Genomic DNA, 12,847 nt, shown 5'->3' with positions numbered 1-12,847 from the left:
TTCGACCGGGCGGCTGGGCACCTCTTCGGATGGGAGGGCGCCGGTTCTGCGGTGCAGGCGATGCGCCAAGCTGTTATCCATCCCGCCGGCATCTTCGGGGGCGGCCCTGCCGTCATCGACGTCATGGCAGCTCGGCCAGATCCTGTACGCCTTGAGATGACAAAGGACGACGCGAACCTGTAGGGCAAACCGCAGGTCATTCCTCGTTAGGCTGGGGATCGTCCTCTATCATCGACTTAGTGCTGAGAATGGGCGGCATCAGTTGACCTCTGCCCAAGCCGGCACCCTTCCGACCGAGCAAGCCTAGACCGAACAGACCGCCCATGGCCGTGGACGGAGGCGGTTTCAGAGTGTGCAGGGCGCTTGAGAGGAAACGGGACAGTTCGGACAGGATTAGGAAGCGCAGAATTCGTTCGTTCTGCAATTCCTTGTCGTCAAACCCTGCACCCTTAACGCCGGACAGAGCTATCAGGATCTGCTTCGATTTCTTGGGGTCGTCTGCAACGACGTCGATGATTGGGCGGCTCAAGTTCCTGACGTTGTGGCCGTACCTATTCCGGACGAAGGCGACTGCGTCGAGGAATTGGTACTCATCCTTCGCGAGCAATCCGATGTCACGCAGGAGGGCGGCCTTCTGGATGAAGGCTTGCTTCTGGACGAACTTGCGAGCTCCCTCTTGCGCCTCCGGGAATGGCTTGTGTTTCGTCCGAATGGTCATGATCTGACCGGCCAGGAGATCGTTCAGGATCGGTTCGATCACGCCGTAGACGCCGATCATGAATACGAAGCTGGCTTCGCCGATGAGATTGATGATCACGGCCCGTCTGAGCCCGAGGTGATCTTCTGCGGCTTGGATTGAGGCAAGCACGCCTCGGAGGAATTCGTCAGTCTCGGGGGGGAACTCTTCGGATGGGTCGCTCATGGATCACGCGGTTAGGTGAGCGAAAAGGCTATCTGTCCACCGTTGACAGATGCAACGCCCATCAAGCGATCATGTCACATGATGGGCGCATGTCGCCTCCAAACCGAGCGGGCGGCTTTCACCTAGACGATGACAAATAGAAGTCCTTGAGGAACCCTAAAGCAAACTGTGAGGCTAGAAGGCCGTCCTCCTCCTGAAACGTCACAGCAGGCCTTTCATCCCCGGGATGTTCGACGACCGCACCCATCTCTGTTGCAGAGTTAAGCCACTTCGTGTTGAGGCCATAAACCGCTATAGGACGGGAGTTCAGAGGACTCCACTCGACCCGGATCTTAGCCGTCTCTCTGTCCTTCTCGGCGACGATTTCTCGGAACACCGTTCCGGCTTCCGTTTCGGAAAACTGACCTGTGTCGAGGTGGACTCCGTTGACCGCGACGATGCCATTTTTGATCACATCGAGACTGTCAAAAAGCATGATCATACGCTCTTGCAGATCAGCCACGGCCTTCTGATAAGCGTCGGATTTTAGTTTGCTTCGATGCTGAATTTCAGCGACCAAATTCTTGGCGAAGGTGAGATCGGTCATTCAAATCCGCTTCTGACTGGCAGCTGACACAATGGTGCCAAAGCGCCTTTGATGCATTCCGACAAAGGACATTTTCGGAAGTGAAACTAAGCTGTCACTTCCCGGGTGGCTTCGGCTGAACTCGCATTGGGGCCGGTGCTGGCGGACGGATGGTCACGCGGGACTGCAGCGGATTGATACCACCCTTCCGGTCGTACCCTTCACTGATCTTCTGATAGCCAGCGTTCTCACCTTGGCTGGGAAGCCGAAAGCCTGGGATGTTAGGCCGCGGGGGGTACTTGTCGGTCATTGTCGGTCTCCACCGTCTTCGGATCTTTATCAATGTGGGCCGCAGTCGCGGGAAACTCAATGTGCATCCCTTCCTGCGGGCGGGCGATGTAGAGCCGTGGCGTGTCATACAACGCATTGCCGTCGAGGTCGAAGACCTGCACGTCTCGCAGCACCATCTCCCGCATCTTGCCGGTGGAGGAGAATGTGAGAAGCCAACCGGCGTAGACGATTTGGTTGGCGATGTCCCGAACGTGGACGTACTCCGACGTCGCCGCGTTGGAATTCAGAGTGTATTCCCAGACGTCTTCGTCGCCGTAGGTCCTGGTCGCTCCAAGATACTGCAGGATGCGCGTCAGCACCTTGAACCGAACCCCGTACATCCATGCGATGGATGAAACGAATCCGACGATCGTCGCGATGATGACCTGCCAGCCCATCTCGGGTGTCAGGATGAACGTGCTATCCATTTCCTTCAGGTCGCCGACGGAAAATGACCAGCCTTTCCGTAGGTACACTAGGAACGTGAGAACGTAGCTCGCGACCCCAAAGACGAAGGCTCGAGCGATGAACTCGACCTGACCAGGTGACCCCTTGGTGGCGAACTTTGCATCGAGGTGAGCCCAGATCATTCCTGGCAGGAAGAGGATCGCAATCTGCAGCAGGAGTAGGCTCGGCTCCATCCCTTCAGGTTCCATCCTCTATGCACCGCTCATGCCACCGACAGGTGGAGGGTACACATACCTGATGAGCTGCGGCTGTCGACGACTATCCGAGTTGCCGCTTTCCAGGATCCAGCAGACCCTGACTGCCACCGAATGACAGTGAGGACATGATGCGCAAAAGCCTTGCCCAGATCGCCAGAGAAGATCGCAACCGCACTGAGAAGTGGCGCGCCGCTCGCGCTGCCCGGAAGGTTCCTGAAGCCCGCCAGGTCGACAAGGCCCTCTTGATGGCGTTCCTCCAGCGCGGTCGCCGTGGTCCCGTCTTCATGATCGACGAAGCCGCCTTGGCTGACATCTACCGTCTCGCCCTGCGGTTCCTCGTGGTCTGGCGTTGCGATGGGAACGAGGCCCTGGAGGCCCTCAGGAAGCGGGTCACGGAACTGTCGGCCAGCCGGCAGATGGAGACACTGAAGAGCCGCGAGGCATGGGCGGAAGCCGACCGTCTCAGAGCGGCCGAGGGCGTCACGCCGTAGGCTCTTGCCCCCGACTACACCCCCGTTACTCCGACATACGCCGTAGGTGTCACGCCTTCAGAAACGCCTCGACCTGGTCGGCCGTCCCGGTGGCCTGCCCAGCTATCAGGACTGGCTTTCCCTCTCTGTCCGATAGGGTGAAATGGCCATAGTCGATTGCCTTCGGATCGATCCTGCGGATCTTCTTGAGCTGCATCCCTTGGCGCTCCGCCATCCGTCGGATGCGGTTCTCCTGCACCTTGTCGGCCATTGCCTAAAAGTCTCCGTTTCTGATGGAGACTCCATACATGATACCGAAAGACATTCCCAGAGGTGTGCTTGTAGGTATGCTGAGAGCTATGCTATATGGTTAATCGGCCCAGGTGAGAAGGTGAGATTTCCCACCCAGGCCTAACCGAAACCGATCCTATGGAGATCGATGTGGCTGACAATCAGCATAGCACACTCACGCGCAAAGACTCCTTCGCCATCGAGAAGGTGCAGGGCATCCTGCGTGAGATCGACCAGGAAGCGGTCGACGCTCGTATCAGCGCCTCCACCGCAACCCTCTGCGTCGACGTGTTCTTGAACCGCAAGCTGCCGGTCGGAGCGCAGGGCGCCGACGTGGTAGCCCTCAGCCCGGATGAGACGGAGATCCTGACGCACCACGCGCATAGGGCAGAGGATTCCATCCGTCGTGTCGCTGAGGCTCTCGGTGAGGCTGGACGGGCGGCGAAGTCCTTGCCTCGCTCCAGCGTGATCGTGTTCGATCCGGTTCTCGGGGCGATTGAGCGGTATCGCATCGCGCGTTCTGTCATGCAGCTCACCGAGACCACGGACGAGGACGCCGAGGCATTGCACCGGGAGGCCATGGCGCCGTTCTCCGGCGACGAGCCGCCTGCAGTCCTGTCGTCGAAGGGCGCGGCCGAGGCCCTGCGCTTGGTGCTGTCATGGAGAGACATCGACCCGGTCGACGCCAACATCGTGCGCGGCGTGATCGACTTCCTCGAAGGGAGGGCATGATCATGGCGCAGATGCACCAGACCGGCTCTACAGCTGCGGCCGCCAACAAGGTCGACCGCCTTCTCGTCGAGCTGCGAGACGCCTTGGCCGCCTGTAATCAGGGCCCGCTCCGCGCCATCGTCGACAGCGATGGGAACTGCGTCGTTCAACAGCCGTCCGGTCGACCGATGAGCAAGACACAGCGCATCTGGGGCGTACCCGTCCAGATGCTGCGAGACGTCTATGGCCCCTTCATGCCGCCCCGCGACATCGTCGTGGACAGTGTGCCGAGCATTCAAGCCCTTGTCAGACAGGAGGGCTCGCGATGAGCTCCAGCCCGATCTCTCAGACGTCACGGCCGAGCTATTCCAACCTCGGAAGCGATTTCGCCCAGCTGGCCGAGGTCGTTGCCATGGTCAGAGAACACATGGTCGCAAACGCTCAGCGCATCCAGCACCCCGATGGCACCGAAGGATGGTTCATCCCGCATGATGAGGGAAACCAAGCTCTTTCGGTCCTGCGCATGGCCGACCAGTTCGGCGAGCGCGTGAAGGCACGGTTGGGAATGTGCATCTCATGACCGGCAAGAGAGGGCGGTGTAGGCCGCCCTTTCCATGCCTAGGGCTGCTGGCGGCCCGGTAGGTCATGATCCCGCCGGAGACGCCAGTGCCGCTCACTGCGGCTCCAGACGACGTCCTTTGCGGTAATCTTGTTGAACTCTTTCAGGACACTCTGTGCAATCGCTAGATTGCCGTTAGCGTTCAGGTACGTGAAGTCGCTCCCAAAATCATCTCGGATCCGATAGGCAGCAATCCCCTGATCAAGGACTCTGTACGGCTCCTTGATCTGATCGGCCATCCACTTGGCGACGTCGTTCACGGTCGGCGCGGCCATAGCTTAGAAGGTTTTGGCGGTTGAGGTCTTGGGGGGCTCGACGTAGGCCTCGACCGTTGTCGTGCGAACTCGAGCGCCCTCCATCTTGCTGCCGGCGAACCACTTCACGGTCACCCAAGCGTCGCCAGTGTCCAGATGATCCACTGTCATCTTCGGGCCGCCCGACTTCAGTTGAACGATATCGCCAGGCTTGAACTTCTCTGCCATTGCCACCCTCCTCTACTGATATCTGGAGGATGGGTATCCCAACGGAACGCAACAAGGGGTGAGGATACCCAGAGTTGTGGATTAGACGTTGGCACCTCAGAGAAAGCTTGCTCCGCTGTGATTGCGGAAGAGGTTCGATCGGCGGATGTACCCGCGCACCGTGCGCATGTCGCGGTGCCGGCTCTGATCCATGATGGAGCCCTCCGAGACGCCATTCTCGGCTGCGGTGGTGATGAAGCCGCTCCGGAGCGAATGGCCAGAGTAGCCGGCGACATCAAGGCCGGACGCGCCCGCATAGCGCTTCACGAGGTCGGCGACGGATCGATCCGTCAGACGCTCGGCCGACAGTCGACCCCCCTTCCCCACCGGACGGAAGATCGCACCTTCGGTGATGCCGGCGGCATCCAGCCATGCGGTGATAGCCTCGACGGGACGAAGCCGCTCGCCGGTCGGGATGGCGATCACCTGCCCCTGCCCTTCCTGATCAGTCTTCGACCGGCGGATAGTGACGACGATGCCTTCTTCCGTCATCTCGAGGTCGCCGACGTCGAGGCCGACGATCTCGGAGCGACGCAGGGCCCCGGAGAAGCCCAAGAGGAGTATGGCCCGATCGCGCTTGCCCTTCAGGGTGTCGGCCGAGATCTGCGCCAGCATGCCCGCGACGAGGGCAGCGGTGGCAGCTTTCTTCTTGTTCGGCGCGACGCCCAGCTCACGCCGGATGCCCTGCATCTCTTCAATGACCACCGCGGCCGTCGTCGGCGACAGATGCCCCTTGCTAATGTGAGCCCATCGGATCGCCGCCAGCTTCGCCTCGATGGTGCTCACTTTCCTGCCGGCTGCGCGCTCGGCCTCTATGAACAGGACCACAGTTTCGGGACTGGCAGGAAGGGACACGAGATCATGCTGTCGGCACCAGTCGCCGAAGCTACGGAGGGCCGAGGCATAGACGCGCAAGGTCCCCTTGGCCTTCGATGATCGCCGCGTCTGACGGGACCGCTCGTGCAGATCCTCAAGGCTTGGCACCACCGCCAAGGCGCGCCCCTCGCCTTCTTGCGTCAGGACAGGGAAAGCCTCATTGGCAACAATGACACTCGGCGACATGGGGCCATTTCCCTTTGGTGTCGATAATGCAGTTTTTCGGAACTAATGTCACAAGGCATATAACCGCTTTGCGGCAATGGCAATATGTGGCATTGACGTTTTGTTGCCAAATTGACGAGGTGCCAATTGCACATCATCGGTATCGCGGCCCAGAAGGGCGGTGCGGGTAAGTCGACTATTGCCGCGCACCTCGCGATCTTGGCCGACAGAGACGCGTCGCCGGCACTGCTGGTCGATACCGATCCGCAGGGCTCCCTCGTACTCTGGCACCGCCTGCGATCCGCCGAGACGCCGATCCTTGCGAAGGCCGAGGCGAAGACCTTGCCGGAGATCCTCGAGGCTGCAAAAGACCACAAGGTGAAATGGTGCATTGTTGACAGTGCACCTCACGCCGCGTCCGCTATCTCTGCGGTCATGAAGGTCGCCGATCTCGTCCTCATTCCATCCCGGCCGTCGGCTTTCGACCTCGGCGCCATAGAGCCCACGCTGCGCCAGGCTGAAGCTATGCGAGCTCGATCTCTCGTCGTTTTGAACGCGGTTCCGCCTCGTCGGGGTTTCGGACGTACGACGGTCGAGATGGAGGCAAGGGCGGTCCTAGATAGCTACAGCGCCCGCGTCTGGTCGGGTTCGATTACGCAGCGCGCTGCGTTCTCTAGCGCGATCTCCGGCGGTATGTCCGTCGACGAGCTCGAACCGGGCGGGGCGGCCGCGCAGGAGATCGGCGCACTCTGGACCACCATCAAGGACGAACTGGAAAGCAAATGAGTAAGCGGCCGAGCCTTCTAGGGATGGTGGAGAAGAAGCCTGCGCAGGCCGCCCCAGCGTCCGATCCAGCTCCGCAGACTGAGAAGGGAACTGTCTCTGCCAAGCCGTTAGATGACACTCGTACCCGCGTCATAGTTCGGTTGAACCTCGAGGCCGTGGAAGCTCTCGAGGAGATTTCACGAGACATGCGCAGGTCGACGGGTCGCGCAGTGCCCATTCAGCGCCTCATGGAAGAAGCCGTCGAGCTTCTCTTGCGCCAGCATGGCAAGGCCGCCGTGGTGCTTCCGGCTCCCACAAAACGGGGCCGCTGAGCGGAAAATCGCTCCTTCGGGGCCGAAATTTAAACGAATCCGCAAGATGCGAGGGCCTGAGCTCCCTCGCGGGCTTCCGCATATTCCTCGTTTCCCGTATGATTGGAATCGAAGACGCGTGCGGCCAACGAAAGAAGGCCGCCCTCTGGCAGGAGGTGCGGCCTTCACTTCGATGTCGGCAGCGAGTGCCTTATGACGAGTGAGAAACTAGCAACGGCCCAGACGAACGCCCAACATATTCGGCGTTCCGCTGTCACACCGTATGCGTTTTTCGCAAGTGCCTCGCAGCCCCAGCTAGCGAGGACGGTCCATTGGAGACCACGGAAGCCCAGCCGGCCCAGTGCCGGCTTTTGCGGTTTGATGGGCCGCATCTCAATCCATCTCGAGCCGGCGACATGGCCCGCGTTTCACCCGAAACCGCGGTGCGGTGGGCGAAGCGTCACGGCGTAGCCTATCAGGCCGGCGGCCCCGGCAGTCCTTGGCGCATCCATCCAGTGGGGTGGCATCTCGTCGTTGAGGGCGATCTCGAAACCCTAGAGGACCTGAGGAACGGGCGGCTCACGCCTGCGCTCAAAGCTGCCTACCAGGAGCGGGCGCTTCCTCTTCCGGCAAGCTTCCGAGAGGGCGTGTGAGAGCGCTCGACCATCGGGATCGAGACCAGCTGGCGAGCTGGTCCGCCGATATTGCGATTGCGATCCTCGGTGATCCCTCCTCGCGGCGAGGTAGCGAGCTTCGGTTCGGCCGTCGCGGCTCTTGCTCGGTGGTAGTCGACGGCCCCAAAGCGGGTACCTGGTACGACCATGAGACGGGTGAGGGCGGCGATATGCTCGCGCTGGCGAAGGCGCGGATGGGGCTCTCGTTCCCCGACGCTCTGCGTTTCTGTGGCGACATCGCAGGCATTCACTTCGATGAGCCTGCCGCTCCCGACATCGCTGTCTCAAGCCTGATCGAACAGAGCCGCCGCAACCAGGAGGCGCGACGCCGAGAAGCTGCCCGTATCGAAGCCGAAGATCTGGCCGAGCGGATCGGTGACGGAGAGCGCATCTGGAACGAGGCCCGGCCGATCGCCGGCACCCTCGCCGAAACGCACATCATCGAGCATAGGCGCCTCTCTCTATTGGGGGTGAACGACGGCTGGTGCCGCTTTCACCCGGCGCCAACGTACCGCAAGGATGGGCAGGAGAAGAGGCTTGGCCCCGCGATGGTCTGTCTCATCCGCGACGTCCTCACCAGCGCGCCTTGCGGCATCCGGCTGACGATACTGGATGACAAGGGACTGAAGGCGTTCCGCCTTGTCATCGGGCGTCTGAAGATGGGCGCGGTGATGATCGACGACAGCGCCGAGGTCGACACGTCTCTCGCAGTCGCGGAGGGCGTCGAGACGGCGCTACGTCTCCGGCAAGCTGGTGAGCGCCCGATCTGGGCGATGTGCAGCGCCAGCAACCTCGCCGGCTTGCCTGTCCTGCCTTCCGTAGAAGCCCTGCGGATCTATGCGGACGCCGACCGGACTGACGATCGCGGCAGAACGCCAGGCATCGATGCAGCTCGAGGATGCGCCCTCAACTGGCAAGCCCAGGATCGCGAGGTGCACGTCTTCACGCCTCCCGACGCCGGAACGGACTGGGATGACGTACTCGGTTCGGAGGTGGCCGCATGAGCGCCCCGACCCGGTTTGACCGCCGTCCCGCCGCCTCACCGATCGCCGCCGTCGCGAAGGCGGCAAAGGTCGAGACCTTCCAGCCCGGCCGGACGTCGAGCATGGATCCGCTGCGCCTGGTGCCGCAGCTCGGGACAGCCGAAAGCTTCCCGCTGAACGAAATGCCGGAAAGCCTGGCCATGGCCATCCATGGCCTGCAGGAGCGTACGCAGGCGCCGCTCTCCCTATGCGCCTTCTCGGCTCTTGGCGCGATCGCCCTCGCCGGACAGCAGATGGCAAACATCATCCACCCGGCTCACGGTGCCAGCACGCCGCTTTCGCTCTTCATGGCAGTGGTGGCCAAGTCGGGTGAGCGCAAATCCTCTGTCGACCGCCTCGCATGCGCTGCGATCGACGCAGTGGAGGAGGAAGCGATGGATTCCTACAAGCAACGCCTTGAGGACTTCGGGAACCGAAAAGCCGTGTGGGATGCCCAACGCGCCAAGGCTCTTAAGGTGAAAACCGACATCGGCGAAGCTCTAGCAGAGTGCGGACCGGAGCCGACACCACCCGCTAGCCCGAAGATGCGCCTGAGCGAACCGACGATCGAAGGCCTTCTACGGGAACTCCGGACCACGCCGGCGACTGCCGTCTTCACGGCCGAGGGCGGCACATTTTTGTCCGGTCACGGCATGACGAGCGAGTCCAAGGCCCGCACCATCACGACGCTGACCGAGCTGTGGGACCGCGGCGATGCGCAGCGCGTCAGGGCAGGGGTGTCGGAGCACTATCGCCGCAGGCGGGTGACGGTGTGGTTGGCGTTTCAGCCGGCTTTCGCCTCTGCCTTCCTTGGCGACAAGCTCACACAAGAGCAGGGCTTTCTGCCCCGTTTCCTCCTATGCTGGCCGGAATCCACGATCGGCACCCGCATGCTGAAGGATCTTGGAGAGACAGCCGATCTCCGGTTTCAGCAAGACTGCGAGGAATACAACCGCTCACTTCGGACCATGCTGCGAAACCGCGCACCATGCGACGTTCCGGGCGAGTTGAACCTACCCGCAATCACCTTGTCGGGGGAGCCTCGGAAGGCCTGGTTCGCGTTCCACAACGAAGTGGAGAAGGACGCCGAGGCGGAAACCGGCCGCTTCGGAAACGCCCTGCAGCCGTTCGCCCTGCGCATGGCCGAAAACGCGCTGCGCCTGTCCGGTCTCCTGACTTTGTACGAAGACCACACCGCCCGCTCCGTAACCCCTAGAGCCATGCAGGCGGCGATCGCTATCGTGAGGTTCGGCATGATGGAAGCCGCCCGCGTGATCGACGTGGCGCCGGCGACGGCAGCCGAGACAGAGGCTCAAGACCTCCTGACGTGGCTCCGCGAGACCCATCCGACCCAACCGTTCAGCATCCGGTCGGTGCAGCGGAACGGCCCAAACCGCATCGCCCGGTCAGGCGCGACGCAGATAGCTGCCCTCCTAGAAGCCCTTGTCTCCCTCGATGCCGTCGAGATTGCGGAGAAGGGAACGAAGGTCGACGGGGCCACCGTACGTCGAGCGTACCTCCTGACAGAGGACGGGCGGAAATGACACCTCGCGAGAATCTGTCGGAGGTGTCGAGCGGTGTCCGACACTTTCCGAACCACATCAAGGCATTGGGAAACAAAGGTTTTTTCTTGTCTGTCGGAGTGTCGGAAGTGTCGGGCCGCAACATGCAAAAGCCTGTTTCACATCATGCGGGAATGGTTGTTCGACAGCTCCGACACTTCCGACACAAGTCAGGAATGGTGTCGGGCTATACGCCTAATAATAATAATAAAATCAATGGTTTGGTTATATTCGAACGGGCGACAGTGGCAATGGACGTTATCCATTCCGACACTCCGACAGTTCCGACAGAATGCGGCAAAGCCTTACGGCGTAAGGGTTTGCGAGATTCTCAGAGTGTCGGAGGCATGATCGACGCTCCGACAAAGAGCCCAGCCCGTAAAAACGGGACGCCTACGGGGTCAAAGGTGCCGGCATGAGCGCGACAGCAGGGGCTGAAGAGGCCGAACGTGATGAGAACCTGAAGGACAGGGCGTTCCGCTTCCGCGTGTTCCGGATTCGGGACCGCGCCAGCGGGGTCCTCGACGTCGTGAGGCAGTATGCGGAGTGGGCCGACCATGCGCCGTATCCGAGTGTCGGAACGTCGCAAATCGGCGAAGAGGTCATGGTGCTCTTCGCCGACTGTTCGCGGAAGGCATCCCAGATCCTGAGACAGGAGACGACCCAAGATAATGGTGTGCCGGGTGGGTGGGCAGAGAGATTGCCGCGCCTCGGTGAGGTGGTGCAGGCCCTTGGAAATCGCACTCTGGAAGCTGCCGAAGCGCTCGAGGATCTTCTGAGGTACGTCGCAGATACGGGCGAGGCGGACCGGGATGAGCTTTACCAGAGCATCGGCGACGTCGATTTCCGACTGAAGGTTCAGCTATCGCCGGCGCTCCTGTCGGACGCTCTGTGGTGCGCCAGGGTGGACCGAGAGCGGGAACGAGAGGAAGCGGGCAACAGCAGCGCCTATCGGATGCAGCGATCCAGGAAGCGCCGCGCCGCAGGGTATCAATCCTACCGGGCCGAGCTTCATTCTGAAGACCTGCGTGCCCTGCGGTCCGTTGGCTTGCTGGTCGGGGATCTCGATGACAAGGACGCCGTCGAGGTTGCACTGGACTCGCTCATCCGGACTGCGATCGCCTGCATCCCTGTGCAGGGAGAGCGGGAAGAGCTTCGTACTCGGCTGCAGGCGAACGTCGGAGCTGCTCACCGCACGTCGATGCTCTACCGGCTGATGGTGGAGCGAATGAATGGCCTGATCGAAATGGAAAAGCCTTCTTAAAGTATCGCTTTAGCTTTGCGATCTATTTGAAACTTTCGTTAGACCTTTAGTGATGCGGGTTCGACGCTGAACTAACTTAGCCTCATCGAATAAGTGAGGCTGACATGCGAAGCAACAGACATCCTCTCACCCAGACGGTGCTTGTGAAGCTCACTCCGGACCAGCGCCGTCGCGCTGCCGCCGAAGCCGAGCGCCGTGATCTTCCCCTTGCGACGTTCATCCGCGGCATCCTCGTCGACGTGGTCGGCGAAGACGAGGCTCAGGCCGCCTGATGGGGGACGTGATCCCCCTGCGCCAGTGTGCTTCGCGCACCTTTACGCACGTCGTCCTTGAGCGGGCTCTGCATTCCCTCGCTCACGGCGCCGAGCTCGCGGTATCACCCATCTTCCTCGTCTCGCTGGTCGGACCCGATGATCATCGGTTCAAAGAATGTAACCACGCGGGCCGTCGAAGCCCTTATGGAAGGTGAGGCCGAGGCGATCGCCCGGAAGTGCATCGAGGCCGCGAAGCAGGGTGACACCGTCGCAATGCGTCTTTGCCTCGAGCGAGTCTATCCCGTCCGGAAGGGGCGTCCCGTTCCCTTTGCCTTGCCGAAGATCGAAGGCATCGCCGACGTTCCGAAGGCAGGAGCCGCCATCCTCAAGGCCGTCGCCGCCGGCAGCCTGTCACCGGATGAGGGGGCGTCTCTCATGTCGGTAGTGACGCAGTTCCGGCAGTCGATTGAAGCCAACGAGATCTTGGAACGGATCGCCGCCCTGGAGGCCGCCAATGCGCGCTGAGATCATGAAACGCCTGGAGAAGCTCGAGGCGGGCACCAGGGCGAAGTTGTCTGGCCAGCCGGACTACGGAGCGCGCCTGTCGGACGACGAGTGGCGGCAAGTCCTGTCCTTCATTGATCCCGATCCGAACGTGGCTTTCGCTGCGGTCCACTCCGACCGCCTTGACGTCTTCACCGTCCTCGTCGGCTCTCCGCACCTGCCGACCAGCTATGCCGATCTCGTGGTGCAGCCCGAGGTCGGATCGCACTATGCGGTGGCTCGGCTGGCGACCTGGTGGGTGGCCACAGGCGGCGCCGCGGAGCCGGCGGGTAGCGTGAGCTCCGAGGAGTTCGACC

Annotated in this window: 19 protein-coding genes; 12 read left to right on the top strand and 7 right to left on the bottom strand. The window is 61.5% G+C overall.

Annotated features, from left to right (window positions below):
* Window positions 1-183: hypothetical protein (locus O5O54_RS21835; RefSeq protein ID WP_279483961.1), on the top strand; the 183-nt coding region annotated here is incomplete at its 5' end.
* Between the two features lie 13 nt (window positions 184-196).
* Here the strand turns inward: O5O54_RS21835 and O5O54_RS21830 are convergent.
* The 3 genes from O5O54_RS21830 to O5O54_RS21820 all read right to left on the bottom strand — a co-directional run bounded on the left by O5O54_RS21830 (window position 197) and on the right by O5O54_RS21820 (window position 2,458).
* Entirely contained in the window at window positions 197-922 is a 726-nt protein-coding gene (locus tag O5O54_RS21830) for a hypothetical protein (protein ID WP_279483960.1), read from the bottom strand.
* Between the two features lie 118 nt (window positions 923-1,040).
* Window positions 1,041-1,508: a hypothetical protein gene (locus O5O54_RS21825; RefSeq protein WP_279483959.1), complete on the bottom strand. Its 468-nt coding sequence runs from the start codon at window positions 1,506-1,508 to the stop codon at window positions 1,041-1,043.
* Window positions 1,509-1,768: 260 nt separating this feature from the next.
* Entirely contained in the window at window positions 1,769-2,458 is a 690-nt protein-coding gene (locus O5O54_RS21820) for a DUF6338 family protein (RefSeq protein WP_279483958.1), read from the bottom strand.
* Window positions 2,459-2,727: 269 nt separating this feature from the next.
* Here O5O54_RS21820 and O5O54_RS21815 point away from each other — a divergent pair, with 269 nt between their 5' ends.
* Window positions 2,728-2,973, top strand: coding sequence for a hypothetical protein (locus O5O54_RS21815; RefSeq protein ID WP_279483957.1), 246 nt, complete (start codon window positions 2,728-2,730; stop codon window positions 2,971-2,973).
* Between the two features lie 49 nt (window positions 2,974-3,022).
* Here O5O54_RS21815 and O5O54_RS21810 read toward each other — a convergent pair whose 3' ends face one another.
* Window positions 3,023-3,223 (bottom strand): hypothetical protein, encoded by a 201-nt coding sequence (locus tag O5O54_RS21810; RefSeq protein ID WP_279483956.1) that lies wholly within the window; start codon window positions 3,221-3,223, stop codon window positions 3,023-3,025.
* Between the two features lie 158 nt (window positions 3,224-3,381).
* Between O5O54_RS21810 and O5O54_RS21805 the strand changes: the two genes are divergently transcribed.
* From O5O54_RS21805 to O5O54_RS21795, 3 genes are read left to right on the top strand one after another with little or no spacing between them, the layout of a single operon-like run.
* Window positions 3,382-3,975: a hypothetical protein gene (locus tag O5O54_RS21805; protein WP_279483955.1), complete on the top strand. Its 594-nt coding sequence runs from the start codon at window positions 3,382-3,384 to the stop codon at window positions 3,973-3,975.
* Between the two features lie 2 nt (window positions 3,976-3,977).
* Window positions 3,978-4,283, top strand: coding sequence for a hypothetical protein (locus O5O54_RS21800; protein WP_279483954.1), 306 nt, complete (start codon window positions 3,978-3,980; stop codon window positions 4,281-4,283).
* Window positions 4,280-4,534 (top strand): hypothetical protein, encoded by a 255-nt coding sequence (locus tag O5O54_RS21795; RefSeq protein WP_279483953.1) that lies wholly within the window; start codon window positions 4,280-4,282, stop codon window positions 4,532-4,534. Before O5O54_RS21800 ends, O5O54_RS21795 begins: the two co-directional genes overlap by 4 nt.
* Window positions 4,535-4,572: 38 nt before the next feature.
* On the opposite strand, the gene O5O54_RS21790 is transcribed toward O5O54_RS21795, so the two are convergent.
* From O5O54_RS21790 to O5O54_RS21780, 3 genes are all read right to left on the bottom strand, one after another.
* Window positions 4,573-4,833 carry a DUF6953 family protein gene (locus O5O54_RS21790; protein WP_279483952.1) on the bottom strand — a complete coding sequence of 87 codons (261 nt, stop codon included), beginning with the start codon at window positions 4,831-4,833 and terminating at the stop codon, window positions 4,573-4,575.
* A gap of 18 nt (window positions 4,834-4,851) precedes the next feature.
* The gene (locus tag O5O54_RS21785) at window positions 4,852-5,055 is read right to left on the bottom strand and encodes a YodC family protein (protein ID WP_279483951.1); all 204 of its coding nucleotides are present in this window, start codon (window positions 5,053-5,055) and stop codon (window positions 4,852-4,854) included.
* A gap of 96 nt (window positions 5,056-5,151) precedes the next feature.
* Entirely contained in the window at window positions 5,152-6,156 is a 1,005-nt protein-coding gene (locus O5O54_RS21780) for a site-specific integrase (RefSeq protein ID WP_279483950.1), read from the bottom strand.
* 126 nt (window positions 6,157-6,282) lie between these two features.
* On the opposite strand from O5O54_RS21780, the gene O5O54_RS21775 reads away from it, so the two are divergent.
* The 7 genes from O5O54_RS21775 to O5O54_RS21745 form a co-directional block, all read left to right on the top strand.
* Window positions 6,283-6,921: an AAA family ATPase gene (locus tag O5O54_RS21775; RefSeq protein ID WP_279483949.1), complete on the top strand. Its 639-nt coding sequence runs from the start codon at window positions 6,283-6,285 to the stop codon at window positions 6,919-6,921.
* Window positions 6,922-8,055: 1,134 nt separating this feature from the next.
* Complete coding sequence (locus O5O54_RS21770; RefSeq protein ID WP_279483948.1) at window positions 8,056-8,889, top strand: toprim domain-containing protein; 834 nt, start codon at window positions 8,056-8,058, stop codon at window positions 8,887-8,889.
* Window positions 8,886-10,451, top strand: a complete 1,566-nt coding sequence (locus O5O54_RS21765) for a YfjI family protein (RefSeq protein WP_279483947.1) — start codon at window positions 8,886-8,888, stop codon at window positions 10,449-10,451. The genes O5O54_RS21770 and O5O54_RS21765 overlap by 4 nt, the downstream gene beginning before the upstream one ends.
* A 433-nt stretch (window positions 10,452-10,884) precedes the next feature.
* Window positions 10,885-11,733 (top strand): hypothetical protein, encoded by an 849-nt coding sequence (locus tag O5O54_RS21760; protein WP_279483946.1) that lies wholly within the window; start codon window positions 10,885-10,887, stop codon window positions 11,731-11,733.
* Window positions 11,734-11,837: 104 nt separating this feature from the next.
* Complete coding sequence (locus O5O54_RS21755) at window positions 11,838-12,005, top strand: hypothetical protein (protein ID WP_279483945.1); 168 nt, start codon at window positions 11,838-11,840, stop codon at window positions 12,003-12,005.
* A gap of 138 nt (window positions 12,006-12,143) precedes the next feature.
* Complete coding sequence (locus O5O54_RS21750) at window positions 12,144-12,512, top strand: hypothetical protein (protein WP_279483944.1); 369 nt, start codon at window positions 12,144-12,146, stop codon at window positions 12,510-12,512.
* A partial coding sequence (locus O5O54_RS21745) for a hypothetical protein (protein WP_279483943.1) occupies window positions 12,502-12,847 on the top strand: 346 nt, incomplete at its 3' end. The genes O5O54_RS21750 and O5O54_RS21745, both read left to right, overlap by 11 nt.

The sequence above is a fragment of the Aureimonas sp. SK2 genome, assembly GCF_029813115.1.
Taxonomy (GTDB): domain Bacteria; phylum Pseudomonadota; class Alphaproteobacteria; order Rhizobiales; family Rhizobiaceae; genus Aureimonas.
This window is presented reverse-complemented; position numbering and strand designations above follow the sequence as displayed.